Source organism: Streptomyces antnestii, from assembly GCF_004005495.1.
GTDB classification, from domain to species: Bacteria; Actinomycetota; Actinomycetes; order Streptomycetales; family Streptomycetaceae; genus Streptomyces; species Streptomyces antnestii.
Window position 1 is genome coordinate 159,917 of the sequence record NZ_RZYA01000003.1, and the last position, 17,733, is coordinate 177,649.

A 17,733-nucleotide genomic window follows, 5' to 3' on the forward strand; every position below is an offset into this window, starting at 1 on the left:
CGTGTCAGCGGGGTTCAGTGCGCGGCGTCGGCGATGTGCTGCGTGCCGATCCGCTTGCGGAACACCCAGTACGTCCACGACTGGTAGAGCAGCACGATGGGCGTCGCGACCGCCGCGCACCAGGTCATGATCTTCAGGGTGTAGGGGCTCGACGAGGCATTCGAGACCGTGAGGCTCCAGTCCGCGTTGAGCGACGACGGCATGACGTTCGGGAACATCGTCAGGAAGAGCATCGCGACGGCGGCCGCGATCGTGATGCCGGACAGGGCGAACGACCAGCCCTCGCGCCCGACCTTTATGGCGCCGATGGCTCCCACCAGGGCGACCACAGCGACGATCATCGCGACCAGCGACGAGCCGTCACCCTTGTCGGCCTGGGTCCAGATCAGGAAGCCGAGCGCGAAGGCCGCGGCCACGAGACCGAGGCCCAGCGCCGCCTTCCGCGCCCGCACCCGGACGTCGCCGACTGTCTTGAGCGAGGCGAACACCGCACCGTGGAAGGTGAACAGCGTCAGCGTCACCAGACCGCCGAGGATCGCGTACGGGTTGAGCAGGTCCCAGAAGTTGCCCACGTACTCCTTGTGCGCGTCGATCTTCACTCCGCGCACGATGTTGCCGAAGGCCACGCCCCACAGCACCGCCGGGACCAGCGAGGTCCAGAAGATGGCGTGCTCCCAGTTGGTCTGCCACCGCTCCTCGGGCCTCTTCGCCCGGTACTCGAAGGCGACACCGCGCACGATGAGGCAGAGCAGGATGATCAGCAGCGGCAGGTAGAAGCCCGAGAAGAGCGTCGCGTACCACTCGGGGAAGGCGGCGAAGGTCGCGCCGCCCGCCGAGAGCAGCCACACCTCGTTGCCGTCCCAGACGGGTCCGATGGTGTTGATCAGGACGCGGCGCTCGGTCCGGCCACGGGCGAGCCCCTTGGTCAGGATGCCGATCCCGAAGTCGAAGCCCTCCAGGAAGAAGTAGCCGATCCAGAGGATCGCGATGAGTACGAACCAGACGTCGTGAAGTTCCATGCCTCAGCAGCTCCTCAGTCTCAGTACGAGAAGGCCATGGGCCGGTCGGCATCGGAAGCGTCGCCGGAATCCGCTCCGGATCCCGGGCCGCCGATCTTGGTGGGCGGGTTGAGGTCGGCCTCGGTGAGCTCGGGCGGACCCTGCTTGACGTACTTGACCATCAGCTTCACCTCGATGACGGCGAGGATCGCGTAGATGAGCGTGAACACGATCAGGGAGGTGATGACCTCGCCCTGCGAGACCCCGGGGGAGACCGCGTCCCGGGTCCTGAGCACGCCGTAGACCACCCAGGGCTGGCGCCCGGTCTCGGTGAAGATCCAGCCCCAGGAGATGCCGATGAGCGGGAAGATCAGCGTCCACTGCGAGAGGCGCCACCACCAGTTGCCCAGCTTCGGCGTCAGCTCCTTGTTCTTGGTGAGCATCAGCTTGGGGACGTCGTCCTCACCGGTGCGGTGCGCCGGCGCCAGCCAGAACTTGCGCCGGGTGAGCCACAGACCCGCCGTGCACAGGGCCATCGAGACCCCGCCGAAGCCGATCATCCAGCGGTACGACCAGTAGGCGGTGGGGATGTTGGGCCGGTAGTCGCCGGGTCCGAAGCTGTCCTGCTCCGCCTTGTTGATGTCGTTGATGCCGGGGATCTCGGCGTTGAAGTTGTTCTTGGCCAGGAAGGACAGTATTCCGGGGATCTCGATGGCCACGGTGTTGTGGCCCTTGGAGACATCGCCGTACGCGAAGAGCGAGAACGGCGCGGGCTTCTCGTTGTCCCACAGCGCCTCCGCGGCCGACATCTTCATCGGCTGCTGCTCGTACATCACCTTGCCGAGCGTGTCCGCGCTGACGACGGTGAGGAGCGTGCCGACCATGGCCGTGACCAGGCCGAGGCGCAGCGACATCCGCATGGTGCGGATGTGCTGCTTCTTGCGCAGGTGGAAGATCGCGATGCCGGTCAGGAACGCGCCGCCGACCAGGATGGACGCGCTGATGACGTGCCAGAAGTTGACGAGCACCGTCTCCTGCGTGAGCACGGCGACGAAGTCGGTCAGTTCGGCACGCTTGACGCCGTCCCGCTCCACGATCCGGTAACCGACCGGATGCTGCATGAACGAGTTGGCGGCCATGATGAAGTACGCCGACAGGATCGTGCCGATGGACACCATCCAGATCGTGGCGCAGTGCAGCTTCTTCGGGAGCTTGTCCCAGCCGAAGATCCACAGACCGATGAAGGTCGACTCGAAGAAGAAGGCGATCAGCGCCTCGAACGCGAGCGGGGCGCCGAAGATGTCGCCGACGAAGCGCGAGTAGTCGGACCAGTTCATGCCGAACTGGAACTCCTGCACGATGCCGGTCACGACACCCATGGCGATGTTGATCAGGAACAGCTTCCCCCAGAACTTGGTCGCCCTGAGGTAGTGCTCCTTGCCCGTACGCACCCAGGCCGTCTCCAGGATCGCCGTCACGGCGGCGAGGGAGATCGTCAGGGGGACGAACAAGAAGTGATAGACGGTCGTGATGCCGAACTGCCATCGCGCCAGAGTTTCCGGCGCAAGGGCCATCACCATGGTGGAGTCCACTGCGTCATCTCCTTACGTCGCCGTGGTCACAGCGGCAGTCTGCCCCTTAAATCCACTGATCTACGGATAACCGGGACACGCTTGTGAACGCGTTCACATTCACAAGCATTATGTACTACAGCCCCCGGACAGCAGAAGGGGGGTCCCCCTTACTTCAGGGAACCCCCACCTCATCCTGAGCACGAAACCAAGGCCACCCGGGCCACAGCCCTTGGAACCAAAGTCTCTTGAGCCACAAACCCCCGTGGCTGCGGCCCCTGGACCGCGACCCCCGGGCTGCGGCCCTTGGGACTACGGCTCCCTGGGACTACAGGTCCTTGGGACTACAGCTCTTTGAGGAACGCCGCCGCCGTGTTCAGGAAGACGTCGTTGGCCTCGGTCTCCGCGATCGTGGCCCGCATGCCCTCGCCGGCGAACGGCCGCACGACCACACCAGCCCGCTCGCACGCCGCCGCGAAGTCCATCGTGCGCTCCCCGAGCCGCAGCCACACGAAGTTCGCCTGCGTCTCCGGCACGGTCCAGCCCTGCGACCGCAGCGCCTCGACCACGCGCGTGCGCTCGCACACCAGCGAGCCGACCCGGCCGAGCAGCTCGTCCTCGGCCCGCAGCGAGGCGACGGCCGCGTCCTGGGCGAGCTGGCTCACGCCGAAGGGCACGGCCGTCTTGCGCAGCGCGGCCGCCACCGGCTCGTGGGCGATGGCGAAGCCGACACGCAGACCCGCGAGGCCGTACGCCTTGGAGAACGTCCGCAGCACCGCCACGTTCGGACGGTTCCGGTAGATCTCGACGCCGTCCGGCACCTCGGCGTCACGGATGAACTCGCGGTACGCCTCGTCGAGCACGACCAGGACATCGCTCGGCACCCGGTCCAGGAACCGCTCCAGCTCGGCCCGGCGCACCACGGTGCCCGTCGGGTTGTTCGGGTTGCACACGAAGATCAGACGCGTGCGGTCGGTGATCGCGTCGGCCATGGCGTCGAGGTCGTGGACCTCGCCCGGCGTCAGCGGCACCTGCACCGCCGTGGCGCCGGAGATCTGCGTGATGATCGGGTACGCCTCGAAGGACCGCCAGGCGTACATGACCTCGTCGCCGGGTCCGCTCGTCGCCTGGAGCAGCTGCTGCGCGACACCGACCGAGCCGGTGCCCGTGGCCAGGTGCGTGACCGGCACCGCGAACCGTTCCGCCAGCTCGTTCATCAGCCCGGTGCAGGCCATGTCCGGGTAGCGGTTGAAGGAGCCGGCCGCCGCGACGGTGCTCTCCATGACCCCGGGCAGCGGCGGATAGGGGTTCTCGTTCGAGGACAGCTTGTACGCCACCGGGCCACCGGCCGCGGCAGGCTTGCCCGGCTTGTAGGTGGGGATGCCTTCCAGCTCGGCACGCAGCTTGGGGCTCGTCTCGCTCACCGCAGTCCTCCTCGCGACCACCATTTCAATACTGCTCACCTTAAGAGGATTCGCGGCAGACCCCAATGGTCCAGGGCCAGCGACATCGGGCCCGTCGACCGGCCCGACCCGTGACGACGGCCGCGGACCCGGCGAAGGCGTACGGAGGCGGACCCGGCGAAGGCGTACAGAGAAGGGGGAGCGCTCCCTGAATCGTCGCGCGCCGGTGGCTCGCGCCGTGGCGCGCGTCCCCCGTGAAGGTGAGTTGAGACCTACTCGCAACATCGCCGACTTGGCAGGCCCATACGCACCAACAAAGGACGTCCTAGCGCGGAATCGCCCAACTCCCTTGATTTCCAAGGCTTTTGACCCCGATAAGCCTTGCAGAAACGTGCCTGTCAACGTGTGCATATGCATTCCCGCCACCCCGCCGCATGAGCCCTACTATCGGCTCGCCATGACAGCAGCAGGGAAGCACCAGGTGAGCCGGGCCGAGACCACCCGCCGGGGCACCCGGCCAGGACGGGCAGGCATCAGAGACGTTGCCGCCGCCGCCGGGGTCTCCATCACGACTGTCTCCGATGCGCTCAACGGTAAGGGCCGGCTCCCGGACGCCACCCGACGCCATGTCCGCGAGGTCGCCGACCGGTTGGGCTATCGCCCCTCCGCGGCGGCCCGAACGCTCCGTACCGGCAAGTCGGGCCTCATCGGCCTGACCGTGACGACCTACGGGGACGAACCTTTCACCTTCACAGAATTCGCGTATTTCGCGGAAATGGCGAGAGCCGCCACCTCGGCGGCGCTCGCCCGCGGCTACGCCCTAGTCATCCTGCCCGCCACCTCACGCCATGACGTCTGGTCGAACGTTGCCCTCGACGGCACCGTCGTCATCGACCCCTCCGACCATGACCCGGTCGTCACCGAGCTGGTCCGCCAGGGCCTGCCCGTTGTCTCGGACGGGCGCCCCGCCGGCACCCTCCCCGTCACCGCCTGGGTCGACAACGACCATGAGGCCGCCGTCCTCGGCATCCTCGACCACCTCGCCGCCGCGGGGGCCCGCCGCATCGGACTGCTCACCGGCACGACGACGGACACGTACACCCATCTGTCCACCTCCGCGTACCTGCACTGGTGCGAACGGATCGGACAGGAACCCGTGTACGAGTCCTATCCCGCGCACGACCCGTGCGCGGGAGCCGTCGCCGCCGACCGGCTGCTGGCCCGCCCCGACCGGCCCGACGCCGTGTACGGACTCTTCGACCCCAACGGCACGGACCTGCTCGCCGCCGCCCGCCGGTACGGCCTGCGTGTCCCCGACGATCTGCTGCTCGTCTGCTGCAGTGAATCGACCGTGTACGCCACCACAGAACCGCCCATCACCACCCTCTCCCTCAAACCGCGCCGGATCGGCACCGCGGTCGTCCAGCTTCTGATCGACGCCATCGAAGGCGTCGCATCGGACCGGCCGGTCGAGCAGGTGATACCGACGGAACTCATCGTCAGGACCTCGTCCCAGCGCCGTCCGCCGCGCACCACGGTCAGCCCGCCCCGCTCCCCGGGCAAGGGCTGAACGACGGCTTCCGGGTGGTCCTTCCCGAAGGCCACCCGGAAAAGCCCGTACCAATTCGGGAGAAAAGCATGGTGAACTGCCGACCGGATCCGATTCACCACCCCTGGTGCATCACACAGCGCGAGCCGCATTCCTATGATGGGCGCACGACACCGCGGGCCGCTGCGACCAGGCAGGCGGATCGGGTGCAGAGGCGGCGCAATGGTGGTGGAGGGGTCGATGACTCAGGGGGCCGGTCAGGGACCCGAGGTGCGCACGGCGACGCTGCGCGACTTCCGCGTTCCCGCGTACGTCCACGACGTACCGGCATACGTCCAGGAGCCCGGCCCCGACCTGGAGGCGCCCGTCCTTTCGGCGCCGGTTCAGGCGTCGTCGGATCCCAGGCGGAAGGACGCCTCGTACGAGGACGGCCCGTACCCGGAGCCCTCGTACGCGGAACCTTCTTACGCCGAGCCCTCCTACGCAGAGCCCTCTTTCGCGGAGTCCTCTTTCGCGGAGCCGGCCGCCCAGGTCCCCATGACCGACGAGCCCGAGGGGTACACGCCCACCCAGCGCGACCTGCCGGTCATCAAGCGCGGTGACACGGTCCAGGTGCAGCTCGACACCGAGCCCGCGCCCCGGCCGGGCGGCGACCCGGCGGGGCCCGGTCCGCTGTACGTCGTCGGCGACGTGCACGGCTACCTCGACGAGCTGACCACGGCCCTGCACGAGAAGGGCCTCATCGACGCCGAGGGCAACTGGTCGGCGGGCACCGCCCGGCTGTGGTTCCTCGGCGACTTCACCGACCGCGGGCCCGACGGCATCGGCGTCATCGACCTCGTGATGCGGCTGTCCGCGGAGGCCGCGGCCGCCGGCGGCTACTGCAAGGCCCTCATGGGCAACCACGAACTGCTCCTCCTGGGCGCCAAGCGCTTCGGCGACACCCCGGTCAACTCGGGCGCGGGCACCGCCACCTTCCAGGCGGCCTGGCTGCTCAACGGCGGGCAGAAGTCGGACATGGACCGCCTCCAGGACGTCCATCTGCAGTGGATGTCCCGGCTCGACGCGATCGAGCTCGAGGACGACCACCTCCTGATGCACTCCGACACCACCACGTACCTCGACTACGGCGACTCCATCGAGGCGGTCAACGACACGGTCCGCGAGACCCTCACGCGTAACGACGCGGACGAGTGCTGGGACCTCTTCCGCAAGTTCACCAAGCGCTTCGCTTTCCGCGACGAATCCGGACCGGACGCCGTGCGCGAACTCCTCGGCACCTACGGCGGCACACGCGTCGTCCACGGCCACAGCCCCATCCCCTACCTCCTCGGCGAGGTCGGCACCGAGGACGCGGCGGACGGCTCCGAGGACAGCCGGCCCCTGGTCGAGGGCCCGCACCTGTACGCGGGCGGACTCGCGCTCGCGATGGACGGCGGCGTGACCATGGCCGGAAAGCTGCTGGTCCAGCAACTGCCCATGGATAGCTAGCAGTTCCCCGGGCAGGCGCCAGGCACGGGGGCACAGGTCGGCCACCGGGCCGAATTCGGGAAACCCCCTGTCACCGCGTGCCGTCGCCGCTCTACCATCGGCTTATCCGTAGCAGGCTCCCCTCCGTTTCTGCCCGACGGCTCGTAACCATGCGAGCCCCCAAGCCCTACGGAGCATCGGGGGATGCACATGAACAGCGCTCCGCACCTGCTGAACGAGGACCGCCCCGAGTTCGAGCGGATCCTCGATGAGGCGCTGCGTACCGCACCCGACCGACCTGAACTCGCCGCAGTGGGTCAGCGGCTCAACCCCGAACAACTACGCACCATGGCGCTCAACGCCACCGCGCTGATCGCGGCCGCGGCCGCGACCGAGTACGAGCACTACGTGAAGGTCCGCGCGGAACTGCGCGCCTCGCCGCGGCCCGTGCACACGCCGGGCGAGGAAGGCGGTCCGGCCGAGTCCGGCGGAGGCGCGATCGGCCTGGCCGCCACCCTGGGAGAGGTGGCCGAGCCCGCCGGGGCCGGCGCCATAGCGGTGGTCGCGGTGCTCGCTCCCGTGCTCGCCGGCACGGCCGCCGTGATCTTCCTGCTGGTCGGCTACGTCCTGAAGATGCTCAATCCTCAGCCGGCCTTCGCCCAGACCCTGTTGACGGCCGGCTGGGTGTTCGGCGCGCTCACGGCGGCGGGCATCCTCGTCGCCGGCGTCGGCCTGCTGCTCACCGCGCTGCGCAACGGCGCGACCTCCCTGCAGGCCGGCGCGCACAGCGAGTCGAGCGAGGAGGTCGACAGGGCCAGAGAAGCCTGGTGCCTGGTGCTCCTGGAGCGCGGCATCCTGCCGTTCCTCCGAGAGGCGCTCGCGGATCCACCGGCGGCACCCGCGACCCGCGGGGGTCCTCCCTCGGCCGCGGGCCGTATGCCGCACCTCGGTTACAACAGGCCCGGGTTCAGTAGCCCGTCCTCCGACGGAGGGTCAACCGGCGGCCCGCGCCCGAGCTACTCGAGCCCGGACTTCACGAGTCCCGACTTCGGAGGCCCGGACCACCAGCCGGACTAGGGTCTTTCGTTCGGATCAGGCCGGATGGGTCGCATCAGGCCGGATCAGGGCGCGGGGTACTTCCGCCAAGGCGGGGCGCTCAAGTATGAGCGCCCCGCTCAGGCGTGTGCGGTCGCGGTCAGTCCGCGAGCGGCAGATAGACCCGGTTGCCGGCGGCGGCGAACTCCTTGGACTTCTCCGCCATGCCCTCCTCGATCTCCCTCTTCGTCCCGCCGTGCTCGCGGCGGATGTCCTGGGAGATCTTCATGGAACAGAACTTCGGCCCGCACATGGAGCAGAAGTGGGCGGTCTTCGCGGGCTCGGCCGGGAGGGTCTCGTCGTGGAACTCCCGTGCCGTGTCCGGGTCGAGGGCCAGGTTGAACTGGTCCTCCCAGCGGAACTCGAACCGCGCGTCGGACAGCGCGTCGTCCCAGTCCTGGGCGCCCGGGTGCCCCTTGGCGAGGTCCGCCGCGTGGGCCGCGATCTTGTAGGTGATGACGCCGGTCTTGACGTCGTCGCGGTTCGGCAGGCCCAGGTGCTCCTTGGGCGTGACGTAGCAGAGCATCGCCGTGCCCCACCACGCGATCATCGCGGCTCCGATGCCGGAGGTGATGTGGTCGTAGGCCGGTGCGATGTCGGTGGTCAGCGGGCCGAGTGTGTAGAAGGGGGCCTCCTCGCACACCTCCTGCTGAAGGTCGATGTTCTCCTTGATCTTGTGCATCGGGACGTGCCCGGGGCCCTCGATCATCGTCTGCACGTTGAAGCTCTTCGCGATGGTGTTGAGCTCCCCGAGCGTCTTCAACTCGGCGAACTGCGCCTCGTCGTTGGCGTCGGCGATCGAACCAGGCCGCAGGCCGTCGCCCAGCGAGTACGTGACGTCGTACGCCGCGAGGATCTCGCAGAGCTCCGCGAAGTTCTCGTAGAGGAAGCTCTCCTTGTGGTGCGCGAGGCACCAGGCCGCCATGATCGAGCCGCCGCGCGAGACGATGCCCGTCTTGCGGTTCGCGGTGAGCGGGACGTACGGCAGCCGCACGCCCGCGTGGACGGTCATGTAGTCGACGCCCTGTTCGGCCTGCTCGATGACCGTGTCCTTGTAGATCTCCCAGGTCAGCTCCTCGGCGCGGCCGTCGACCTTCTCCAGCGCCTGGTAGAGAGGGACGGTCCCGATCGGGACGGGGGAGTTGCGCAGGACCCATTCGCGGGTGGTGTGGATGTTGCGGCCGGTGGAGAGGTCCATGACCGTGTCGGCGCCCCAGCGGGTCGCCCAGGTCATCTTCTCCACCTCTTCTTCGATGGACGAAGTGACCGCGGAGTTGCCGATGTTGGCGTTGACCTTCACCAGGAACCGCTTGCCGATGATCATCGGCTCGATCTCCGGGTGATTGACGTTGGCCGGCAGGACGGCCCGGCCCGCGGCGATCTCCTCGCGGACGACCTCTGCCTCCACGTTCTCCCGGATGGCCACGTACTCCATCTCGGGCGTGATCTCCCCGCGCCTGGCGTACGCGAGCTGCGTCACCGCCTGACCGTCCCGGCTGCGGCGCGGCTGCCGGGGGCGGCCGGGGAAGACCGCGTCGAGGTTACGCAGACCGCCGCGCGGCGCGGTGTGCTTGATCCCGTCGTCCTCGGGACGGACCGGGCGGCCCGCGTACTCCTCGGTGTCGCCGCGGCCGATGATCCAGTTCTCCCGCAGCGGCGCGAGACCCCTGCGGACATCGGTGTCGATGGTCGGATCGGTGTACGGCCCGGACGTGTCGTAGAGCGTGACCGCCTTGCCGTTGGTGAGGTGCACCTGGCGGACCGGCACCTGGAGGTCGGGGCGTGAGCCCGTGACGTACCCCTTGTGCCAGCCGATGGACTTCCCGGCCTCGCCCGTCTCTGCGGACAGGTTGGAGGCAGGCGTGCGTGCGTCCGATGTGGTCATGAGACCTACTCCCTACGCCGGCATTACCCGGTAACAGGTTCGGCGGTCGACGCAGCGGCTTCCGTCGGACGATGTTCCACGTGAAACATCGCCGAAGCGGAGGTCAGCGCCCTCTCAGCCCGGTGCTCCGAGCTCCCGCGTGTGCAAAGGTGCCCCCACGCTAGCGCCAATTCTGGCGTGCTGACCAGAGCGCCCCTGTCGTTCTTGCGATGATCGGGCGGTGACCAGCACGCAGCAGCCTCCGCATCCGCCGCCTCATCCCCCGCAGAATCAGGGGCACTCAGGCCATGGACACAGCCACAGCCACGGCCCCGCCGCGCCCGTCTCCAAGCATCTGCGCAAGGTCATCGCCGCGGTGCTCATCCCGTTCTCCGTGGCGGTCGTCGTCGGCCTCGTGGTGCTCTGGCCGGGCGGCGCCCCACCCCATGCCCGTACGGGCGTCGGCTTCGACCGGCAGACGCAGCAAGCCACCGTCACGCGCGTCGACAAGGTCGACTGCAAGTCCGTGAACGCCTCGGGCGACACCCCCACCGGCGACACGTCGACCGCCGAGGGCCGCTCGGCCACGCAGCAGGCGAAGGGCATGTGCGAGAAGGCGACGGTCCGCGTCGACGGCGGCAAGGACACGGGCCGAACGTTCACGGAGATCGTGCAGCCGGACTCACCGCGGCAGTTCCACGACGGGCAGAAGGTGATCGTGGCCTACGCGCCCGACGCGCCCAAGGAACTCCAGTACTCGGTCACCGATGTGAACCGCAGGTTCCCGATGGCTCTGCTGGCCGGGATCTTCGCGCTGGCCGTCGTCGTCGTGGGGCGGCTGCGGGGCCTCATGGCGCTCGTCGCCCTGGCCGTCAGCTTCATGGTGCTGACCTTCTTCATCCTGCCCGCCATCCTCCAGGGCTCGAATCCGCTGGTGGTGGCGGTGGTCGGGGCGAGCGCCATCATGCTGATCGCGCTCTACACATGCCACGGTCTGACGGCGCGCACGTCGGTGGCGGTGCTCGGCACGCTCGTGTCGCTGCTCCTGATCGGCCTGCTGGGCTCACTGTTCATCGGCTGGGCCGCGCTGACGGGCAACACCGACGACAACACGGGCCTGATCCACGGCCTTTACCCGTCCATCGACATGAGCGGTCTGCTGCTCGCCGGCGTCATCATCGGCTCGCTCGGTGTACTGGACGACGTGACGGTCACGCAGACGTCGGCCGTGTGGGAGCTGCATCAGGCGGACCCGACGATGGGCCGGCGCGGGCTGTACCGCGCGGGCATCCGCATCGGCCGCGACCACATCGCGTCCGTGGTCAACACGCTGGTCCTGGCATACGCGGGCGCGGCGCTGCCGCTGCTGCTGCTCTTCTCGATCGCGCAGAGCAGTGTGGGCGCCGTCGCCAACAGTGAGCTGGTGGCGGAGGAGATCGTCCGGACCCTGGTCGGCTCGATCGGTCTGGTCGCCTCGGTGCCGGTGACGACCGCGCTCGCGGCTCTGGTGGTCTCCGCCGACCGACCGGGATCCCCGGCTCCTGCCGCGGCCGGTCCGGCACGCGGAGGAAGGGGCCGGCGCCGCAAGCGCTGAACCCCGCGGGCACCCCAGGGGCGCGCCGGTCTGCTGAAGCGTTACATCAGTTGATCGTTCGGGGAATCCCGGTGGGGTCAGCCCGCGCTCTGCTCCTCGGCGAGGATCCGGTCGAGTGCCTCGTCGAGGTGGGTCTCGAAGTCGGCGAGCGCCCGCTCCTGGCCGAGCGGGACGAGCCTGTCGGTGCGGTCGAGGAACGCGATGAGGGGGGCGACGCCCGCTCGGAACAGCGCCTGGTCACCGCCAACCTGGAGCCGGATGTGCACCTCGCCCGGCATCTCGCCCGGACTGCCCGTCAGCTCCACCGGCTCGATACGCACATCGCCGTCGCCGCAGGGGAGCGCGATCCCGTCCACCAGGAGCTCCCTGCCGAAGGCCCAGGTCACCGGGGCGTCCCCGGGCAGGTGGAAGGTCAGCCGCACGGCGTAGGGATCAGCGGCGGCGTAGCGCAGCTCCACCGGGATGCGGAAGGAGAGCTCCTCGGAGACGAGGAAGCTCATCATGACCTCTGCTTGTACTGCCTGTACCGACTCGCGCATCGCCTACCCCGTCAATTTGCCGTCGATCGGCCGGGACCAACCATCCCGGCACTCTTCGCATCTTGCTTAACGTACATGCGAGATCACAAGGAGTGAGTTTTCAGATGCTGATAGAGAAGGCGAGTGTCCCGACGAGCTTGCCCACTTCGGTCTGCAACTGCCGCGCCACGGGCAGCAGACGACCGGCCTGATGGGAGGGGAGCGAGACCGCCATCGTCGCCGCGGTGGACCCCACGGTGATGGGAAACGCGGCGCAGACCGTGCCCAGCGCGTACTCCTGACGCTCCACCACAGGCTGCATCCGCCCAAGTCCGTCAAGGCGGCGCAGCAGCGTGCGGCCGTCGCGCACCGAGTACGGGGTGATCGAATACGCGGGGTAGCGGTCGAGGTGGTCGCGCCGGCCCTCGTCGTCGAGCTGGGCGAGCAGGCACTGGCCGATCGCGTGCGCGTGTCCCGTCTCGCGAAAGTCGGCCCATTCCGCGACCGCGGGATTCCCGGGCGTGTCGGCGACGGCCACGACCTCGATCTCGCCCTCGCGGTAGACGGCGAAGTACACGGGGACGCCGATGGCGTCGCGCCAGTGCTGCAGGGCATCGGTGATCATGCCGCGACGATTCTGCTGCGCTCCGCTGCTACTCAGCCGCTCGGCCGCCGCACCGAGCATGAACAGGCCCTTCTCCTTGCGGAGATAACCCTCGTGGGCGAGCGTGCGCAGCAGGTGGTACGCCGTGGGGAGCGCGAGGCCGGCCTCCCGGGCGAGCTGCTTGGCGGGCGCGCCGTCGTCGTGCGAGGCGACGGCCTCGAGCAGGCGCATCGCGCGCTGGACGGAGCCGATGAGGGTGGGCGCGCCCGTCGGGCCCTCGGCGTGAGCCTCGTCGTAGGCGTGCGGGCGACAGCCCAGGGAGGGGCGCGCCGGGTCGGGGATCCTGGTGTTCGGGGATGCGATGTCGGAGGATGCGGTACCGGCGGACAACGGGGCGGCGGAAAGCGGTTCAGCCGTGACCAAGATTCACTCCCGAAGCGCGTGGGGTCCCCCCGCTTCTCGGGAATCACGGGGGTGCGGCTGTCGAGTTCCGGACTCTAGCCCTGGCCACCGCTTCAAGAAGGCCGTGCGGGGAAACTTCCCCCGCGCGAGCGAACCGTTGTTGCCGGGTGCGGGTGCCCGGTGCTACCAGTCGCTGCGCGAGGACGAGCCGGCCATGAACTTCCGTACGACGTAGATGAGTCCACCCACCAGAGCCACGAAGACCAGCACCTTGAAGAGCAGACCGATCACGAAGCCCACGACGCTGGCTATCAGCCCGCCGAAGACGACCAGGGCGATGACCGGCACCGCGACCCACTTAACCCACCACGGCATACCCGCGAAAATCTCTCGCACCGCCATCGTCCTTGCCTCTCTCCCGAGCCGCACCGCTTCGATACGGCTTCTGCATTCGATGCTGGCATGCCGAGGGGCCCTGTGGGGGCCGCGGACCCCTTGTCGTTCCCTGAGCGACCCCCTAGGGAACCCCGAGACGCGCCCTCAGCTCTCAGGCGGAGAGAACACCACCAGAACCCGCAGGTCCTCGCTGATGTGATGGAACTTGTGCGTGACCCCGGCCGGCACGTACACGACGCTGCCGCGCGCCACCTGGGTCGTCTCCATACCGACGGTGATCGACGCGCGGCCGCTGACCACGAGGTACACCTCGTCCTGCTCATGGGGCCGCTGCGGGTCCTGGTCCCCCGCGTCGAGCGCGTACAGCCCGACCGACATGTTCCGTTCGCGCAGGAACTGCAGATAGGCGCCGTCGTTCGCGGCGCGCTCCGCTTCCAGTTCGTCCAGCCGGAATGCCTTCATCCCTCTTGTCCGCCCCTTACCCGTGAGCGACCTCGCTCGGCCACTCTCGCGATCCCGTCTCGTCTGCCACGATCACACACATGAAGAATTTCGTAGTCAAGACGATCGCCAACGCGGGGGCCCTGGCCGTCGCGGTGTGGGTGCTGGACAAGATCACGCTGACCGGTGACAGCACCGGCAAGAAGGCCGGCACGCTGCTCGTGGTGGCGCTGATCTTCGGCCTCGTGAACTTCCTGGTGAAGCCGATCGTGAAGGTCCTCACGTTCCCGCTGTTCATACTGACGCTCGGCCTGATCACGCTCGTGGTCAACGCCCTGATGCTGCTGCTGACCTCGTGGGTGGCCGACCAGCTCGACCTGAGCTTCCACGTCGACGGCTTCTGGACCGCCGTCCTCGGCGGCCTGATCATCTCGGTCGTCTCCTGGGCGCTGAACGTCGTCCTGCCCGAAGAGGACTGAGCCCGGCCGATGTCCTTCCGTGTGTGCTTCGTCTGCACCGGCAACATCTGCCGTTCGCCCATGGCCGAGTCGGTCTTCCGCGCGCGGGTCGAGGAGGCGGGTCTCGACGGCCTCGTGGAGGTGGACAGCGCGGGCACCGACGGCTGGCACGAGGGCCACGGCGCCGACCCGCGCACCGTCTCGGTGCTCGAGGACGGCGGCTACGAGTCGGACCACACGGCCCGCCAGTTCCGCGCCTCGTGGTTCGCCGGCCTCGACCTCGTGATCGCACTCGACTCCGGCCATCTCCGTATCCTGCGCCGCCTGGCACCGACACCCGAGGACGCGGAGAAAGTGCGGCTGCTGCGCTCGTACGATCCGTCGGCGGGGGCGGATCCGGATGTGCCGGACCCGTACTACGGAGGCATCGACGGCTTCGAGGAGTGCCTGCGCATGGTCGAGAATGCGAGCGAGGGCCTGCTCGACGCGGTGCGCGCGGCGGCGGAGGGACAACCGGCATGACGGAATCGGCACAGGTGGGCGACGGCACGCGCGCCGTGCGGGCGGGACTCCCCGAGGCTCACAAGAACGAGCCGACGCTCCCGGGCCCTGTCTTCGCCGCACACTTCCACCTGCCAGGTGATGTCTCGGGGCCCTACACCTACGGCCGGGACGACAACCCGACGTGGACCCACCTCGAGCGGGCCATCGGCGAGTTGGAGGCGCCGGGCCACGAGGACGTCGAGACCCTCGTCTTCGCGTCGGGGATGGCCGCCATCTCGGCCGTGCTGTTCTCACAACTCAGGGCCGGCGACACGGTCGTGCTGCCGAGCGACGGCTACCAGGTGTTCCCGCTCGTCCGCGAACAGCTCACGGCGTACGGCATCGAGGTCCGCACCGCTCCCACGGCGGGCGACGCCCAGCTCGACGTCCTGGACGGCGCGAGACTCCTGTGGATCGAGACGCCGTCGAACCCCGGCCTCGACGTGTGCGACGTGCGCCGGCTCGCCGAAGCGGCACGCGCGCGTGGCGCCCTGGTCGCGGTGGACAACACCCTGGCCACACCGCTCGGGCAGCGCCCCCTGGAGCTCGGGGCCGACTTCTCCGTGGCCAGCGGCACCAAGCAGCTCACCGGCCACGGGGACATCCTGCTCGGCTACGTGACCTGCCGTGACGCGGAGCTGACCGCCTCGGTGCGGAGATGGCGCAAGATCGTCGGAGCGATTCCGGGCCCGATGGAGGCCTGGCTCGCCCATCGCTCGCTCGCCACGCTCCAGCTCAGGGCCGAGCGGCAGAACGCCAACGCGCTCACCCTCGCCCGCGCCCTGCGCGACCGCGACGACGTCCGGGATCTGCGCTACCCGGGTCTGCCCGACGATCCCTCACACCCGGTCGCCGCGCGCCAGATGCGGCGCTTCGGATGCGTGGTCTCCTTCACGCTGCCCACGCGCGCGCGTGCCGAGCGCTTCATGGCGGCCCTGACACTGGTGGACGACGCGACGAGTTTCGGCGGGGTCCGGTCCACGGCCGAGCGCCGTCGACGATGGGGCGGCGACGACGTCCCGGAGGGATTCATTCGCTTCTCCGCAGGCGCCGAGGACTCGGAGGACCTGGTGGCCGATGTGCTGCGCGCACTCGACGAGGCGGCCGCCTAGGGGCTTTCACGGGCCTCTCCCCGCCCGCCGTGGCCCCGCGACACCTCCCGGCCACACGCAACGGACGGCCCGAGCCTCCCCCCTCGTGGCTCGGACCGTCCCGGTTCTACGCACTAAGAACCGCGCGCATAAGGCTAGTTGACTCTGTGTCAGTGTCCAATCACGGTAGCGACAGAGACCTATCGACATATTTATAGTTGGGGCCGACCCGGGGGGCCGCGAGGGGAGGACACCGCCATGGATCTCGCCCTGCTGCGCACGTTCGTGACCGTGCACCGGGCGGGCTCCTTCACACGGGCCGCGGCGCTGCTCGGCCTCTCGCAGCCCGCCGTCACCTCCCAGATCCGCACCCTGGAGCGGCAGTTGGGCCGCCCCCTCTTCCTGCGCCAGGCGCGGGGCGTGACTCCCACCTCCATCGGTGACGAACTCGCCCACAAGGCCGCTCCTCACCTCGACGCCCTCGTGGAGATCACCGAGACCGGGATCGACGAGGAGTCGCCGGTCCGAACGCTGCATCTCGCGGGGCCCCCGGAGTTCACCGCCGAGCGCGCGCTGCCCGCCCTCACCGCCCTCACCCACGACGACGGCCAGGGCTTCGCGCTGCGCGCCTCGTTCGGCAACGCGGAGGAGGTCCTGGAGGGGCTGAGCGCCGGACACCATGATCTGGCCATCACGACGGCCCGCCCACGCGGCGCACTGCTCACGGCGACTGCGCTCTGCGACGAGGAGCACGTCCTGCTCGCGTCGCCCCAGTGGGCCGCCCGCATAGGGCCCGGCACCCTGCGCCGCAACGGCGCGGCCGCCCTGGAGGATCTGCCGCTGGTCGAGGCGCACGAGTCGCTGCCGTTCGTCGCCCGCTACTGGGCCGCCGTCTTCGACTCCCGCCCTGCCGCGTCGGGCACGGTCATCGTGCCCGACCTCCGCGCGGTGCTCGCCTGCACGATCGCGGGCGCGGGCTTCTCGGTGCTGCCGCGCTACCTCTGCGCGCCGGCTCTGGAGCGCGGCGAGGTGGTGGCGCTGCTCGATCCCGCGGTGCCTCCGCTGCGCACGTACTTCCTCGTCGTACGGACCGGCACGCTGGCCATGCCGCACATCGCGCGGGCGCACGAGTGGCTGCTGCGCACGGCCGTCGACTGGTGCTGACCCGGGGCCAGGACGGTACGGAATGTTTCACGTGGAACTGGCGGGGCCACATTTCTCCCATGACCGTCCGACCCGTGGTCAAGCGCACCGCACGCGCCGTCCTGCTCGACGGCGACGACCTGATCCTGATCAAGCGGACCAAGCCCGGCATGGATCCGTACTGGCTGACGCCCGGTGGCGGGGTCGAGCCCGAGGACGAGACCGTCGTCGACGCCCTGCATCGCGAGGTCCACGAGGAACTCGGCGCCAAGATCCTCGATGTGGTGCCCTGTTTCGTGGACACCATCGAGCACATCGGCGAGGACGGCGGTGCCACCGGCGTGAAGGTCCAGCACTTCTTCGTCTGCCGGCTCGAATCCATGGACCTGAGCCAGCGGCACGGCCCCGAGATCGAGGAGCCGTGCGGCGAGTACGAGATCGTGCGGGTCCCGTTCACCCGCGTCGGCATCGCCTCGGTCCACCTCGTACCGCTCTCACTGCGGCACTACCTGGACGGCAACATCGAGGGTGTACGGGCGATGCACGCGCCGGATCTGGGCTGAGGGGGCGGGCCGGGCGAGGCTCAGCGAGGC

General features: G+C 69.0%; 17 protein-coding genes. 9 read left to right on the forward strand and 8 right to left on the reverse strand.

Annotated features, from left to right (window positions below; genetic code table 11):
• Positions 1–14: 14 nt before the first annotated feature.
• From cydB to hisC, 3 genes are all read right to left on the reverse strand, one after another.
• Positions 15–1,019, reverse strand: a complete 1,005-nt coding sequence (gene cydB / locus EOT10_RS08630; protein ID WP_127827494.1) for a cytochrome d ubiquinol oxidase subunit II — start codon at positions 1,017–1,019, stop codon at positions 15–17.
• Between the two features lie 20 nt (positions 1,020–1,039).
• Complete coding sequence (locus tag EOT10_RS08635) at positions 1,040–2,578, reverse strand: cytochrome ubiquinol oxidase subunit I (RefSeq protein ID WP_127827819.1); 1,539 nt, start codon at positions 2,576–2,578, stop codon at positions 1,040–1,042.
• A 335-nt stretch (positions 2,579–2,913) separates the two neighbouring features.
• Positions 2,914–3,993 carry a histidinol-phosphate transaminase gene (gene hisC, locus EOT10_RS08640; protein WP_127827495.1) on the reverse strand — a complete coding sequence of 360 codons (1,080 nt, stop codon included), beginning with the start codon at positions 3,991–3,993 and terminating at the stop codon, positions 2,914–2,916.
• Positions 3,994–4,429: 436 nt separating this feature from the next.
• On the opposite strand from hisC, the gene EOT10_RS08645 reads away from it, so the two are divergent.
• From EOT10_RS08645 to EOT10_RS08655, 3 genes are all read left to right on the forward strand, one after another.
• Positions 4,430–5,542, forward strand: a complete 1,113-nt coding sequence (locus EOT10_RS08645) for a LacI family DNA-binding transcriptional regulator (protein WP_127827496.1) — start codon at positions 4,430–4,432, stop codon at positions 5,540–5,542.
• A gap of 204 nt (positions 5,543–5,746) precedes the next feature.
• Entirely contained in the window at positions 5,747–7,012 is a 1,266-nt protein-coding gene (locus EOT10_RS08650; RefSeq protein WP_223280909.1) for a metallophosphoesterase family protein, read from the forward strand.
• A gap of 183 nt (positions 7,013–7,195) precedes the next feature.
• A complete protein-coding gene (locus tag EOT10_RS08655; protein ID WP_127827498.1) occupies positions 7,196–8,068 on the forward strand; it encodes a hypothetical protein in 873 nt (290 codons plus the stop codon).
• Between the two features lie 118 nt (positions 8,069–8,186).
• Here the strand turns inward: EOT10_RS08655 and thiC are convergent, their stop codons facing one another.
• Entirely contained in the window at positions 8,187–9,971 is a 1,785-nt protein-coding gene (thiC, locus tag EOT10_RS08660; protein WP_127827499.1) for a phosphomethylpyrimidine synthase ThiC, read from the reverse strand.
• 220 nt (positions 9,972–10,191) lie between these two features.
• On the opposite strand from thiC, the gene EOT10_RS08665 reads away from it, so the two are divergent.
• Positions 10,192–11,544, forward strand: coding sequence for a YibE/F family protein (locus tag EOT10_RS08665; protein WP_127827500.1), 1,353 nt, complete (start codon positions 10,192–10,194; stop codon positions 11,542–11,544).
• A gap of 77 nt (positions 11,545–11,621) precedes the next feature.
• Here the strand turns inward: EOT10_RS08665 and EOT10_RS08670 are convergent, their stop codons facing one another.
• From EOT10_RS08670 to EOT10_RS08685, 4 genes are all read right to left on the reverse strand, one after another.
• Positions 11,622–12,083 (reverse strand): SsgA family sporulation/cell division regulator, encoded by a 462-nt coding sequence (locus EOT10_RS08670; protein WP_127827501.1) that lies wholly within the window; start codon positions 12,081–12,083, stop codon positions 11,622–11,624.
• A gap of 100 nt (positions 12,084–12,183) precedes the next feature.
• Positions 12,184–12,897, reverse strand: a complete 714-nt coding sequence (locus EOT10_RS08675) for an IclR family transcriptional regulator (RefSeq protein WP_127827820.1) — start codon at positions 12,895–12,897, stop codon at positions 12,184–12,186.
• Between the two features lie 354 nt (positions 12,898–13,251).
• Entirely contained in the window at positions 13,252–13,464 is a 213-nt protein-coding gene (locus tag EOT10_RS08680; protein ID WP_127827502.1) for a DUF5326 family protein, read from the reverse strand.
• Positions 13,465–13,608: 144 nt separating this feature from the next.
• Positions 13,609–13,926 (reverse strand): cupin domain-containing protein, encoded by a 318-nt coding sequence (locus EOT10_RS08685; RefSeq protein WP_127827503.1) that lies wholly within the window; start codon positions 13,924–13,926, stop codon positions 13,609–13,611.
• A gap of 80 nt (positions 13,927–14,006) precedes the next feature.
• On the opposite strand from EOT10_RS08685, the gene EOT10_RS08690 reads away from it, so the two are divergent.
• The 5 genes from EOT10_RS08690 to EOT10_RS08710 all read left to right on the forward strand — a co-directional run bounded on the left by EOT10_RS08690 (position 14,007) and on the right by EOT10_RS08710 (position 17,703).
• The gene (locus EOT10_RS08690; protein ID WP_127827504.1) at positions 14,007–14,384 is read left to right on the forward strand and encodes a phage holin family protein; all 378 of its coding nucleotides are present in this window, start codon (positions 14,007–14,009) and stop codon (positions 14,382–14,384) included.
• A gap of 9 nt (positions 14,385–14,393) precedes the next feature.
• Positions 14,394–14,885 (forward strand): low molecular weight protein-tyrosine-phosphatase, encoded by a 492-nt coding sequence (locus EOT10_RS08695; protein WP_127827505.1) that lies wholly within the window; start codon positions 14,394–14,396, stop codon positions 14,883–14,885.
• Positions 14,882–16,018, forward strand: a complete 1,137-nt coding sequence (locus tag EOT10_RS08700) for a cystathionine gamma-lyase (protein WP_127827506.1) — start codon at positions 14,882–14,884, stop codon at positions 16,016–16,018. Before EOT10_RS08695 ends, EOT10_RS08700 begins: the two co-directional genes overlap by 4 nt.
• Positions 16,019–16,255: 237 nt before the next feature.
• Positions 16,256–17,161, forward strand: a complete 906-nt coding sequence (locus EOT10_RS08705) for a LysR family transcriptional regulator (protein ID WP_127827507.1) — start codon at positions 16,256–16,258, stop codon at positions 17,159–17,161.
• A 59-nt stretch (positions 17,162–17,220) separates the two neighbouring features.
• A complete protein-coding gene (locus tag EOT10_RS08710; protein ID WP_127827508.1) occupies positions 17,221–17,703 on the forward strand; it encodes an NUDIX domain-containing protein in 483 nt (160 codons plus the stop codon).
• Positions 17,704–17,733: the final 30 nt, after the last annotated feature.

What these genes read in the sequence shown, in the direction of transcription:
- cydB (WP_127827494.1), bottom strand. Translation starts at nt 1,019, where the DNA reads ATGGAACTTCACGACGTCTGGTTCGTACTCATCGCGATCCTCTGGATC.
- EOT10_RS08635 (WP_127827819.1), bottom strand. Translation starts at nt 2,578, where the DNA reads ATGGTGATGGCCCTTGCGCCGGAAACTCTGGCGCGATGGCAGTTCGGC.
- EOT10_RS08645 (WP_127827496.1), top strand. Translation starts at nt 4,430, where the DNA reads ATGACAGCAGCAGGGAAGCACCAGGTGAGCCGGGCCGAGACCACCCGC.
- EOT10_RS08655 (WP_127827498.1), top strand. Translation starts at nt 7,196, where the DNA reads ATGCACATGAACAGCGCTCCGCACCTGCTGAACGAGGACCGCCCCGAG.
- thiC (WP_127827499.1), bottom strand. Translation starts at nt 9,971, where the DNA reads ATGACCACATCGGACGCACGCACGCCTGCCTCCAACCTGTCCGCAGAG.
- EOT10_RS08670 (WP_127827501.1), bottom strand. Translation starts at nt 12,083, where the DNA reads ATGCGCGAGTCGGTACAGGCAGTACAAGCAGAGGTCATGATGAGCTTC.
- EOT10_RS08675 (WP_127827820.1), bottom strand. Translation starts at nt 12,897, where the DNA reads ATGCGCCTGCTCGAGGCCGTCGCCTCGCACGACGACGGCGCGCCCGCC.
- EOT10_RS08685 (WP_127827503.1), bottom strand. Translation starts at nt 13,926, where the DNA reads ATGAAGGCATTCCGGCTGGACGAACTGGAAGCGGAGCGCGCCGCGAAC.
- EOT10_RS08690 (WP_127827504.1), top strand. Translation starts at nt 14,007, where the DNA reads ATGAAGAATTTCGTAGTCAAGACGATCGCCAACGCGGGGGCCCTGGCC.
- EOT10_RS08695 (WP_127827505.1), top strand. Translation starts at nt 14,394, where the DNA reads ATGTCCTTCCGTGTGTGCTTCGTCTGCACCGGCAACATCTGCCGTTCG.
- EOT10_RS08700 (WP_127827506.1), top strand. Translation starts at nt 14,882, where the DNA reads ATGACGGAATCGGCACAGGTGGGCGACGGCACGCGCGCCGTGCGGGCG.
- EOT10_RS08705 (WP_127827507.1), top strand. Translation starts at nt 16,256, where the DNA reads ATGGATCTCGCCCTGCTGCGCACGTTCGTGACCGTGCACCGGGCGGGC.
- EOT10_RS08710 (WP_127827508.1), top strand. Translation starts at nt 17,221, where the DNA reads ATGACCGTCCGACCCGTGGTCAAGCGCACCGCACGCGCCGTCCTGCTC.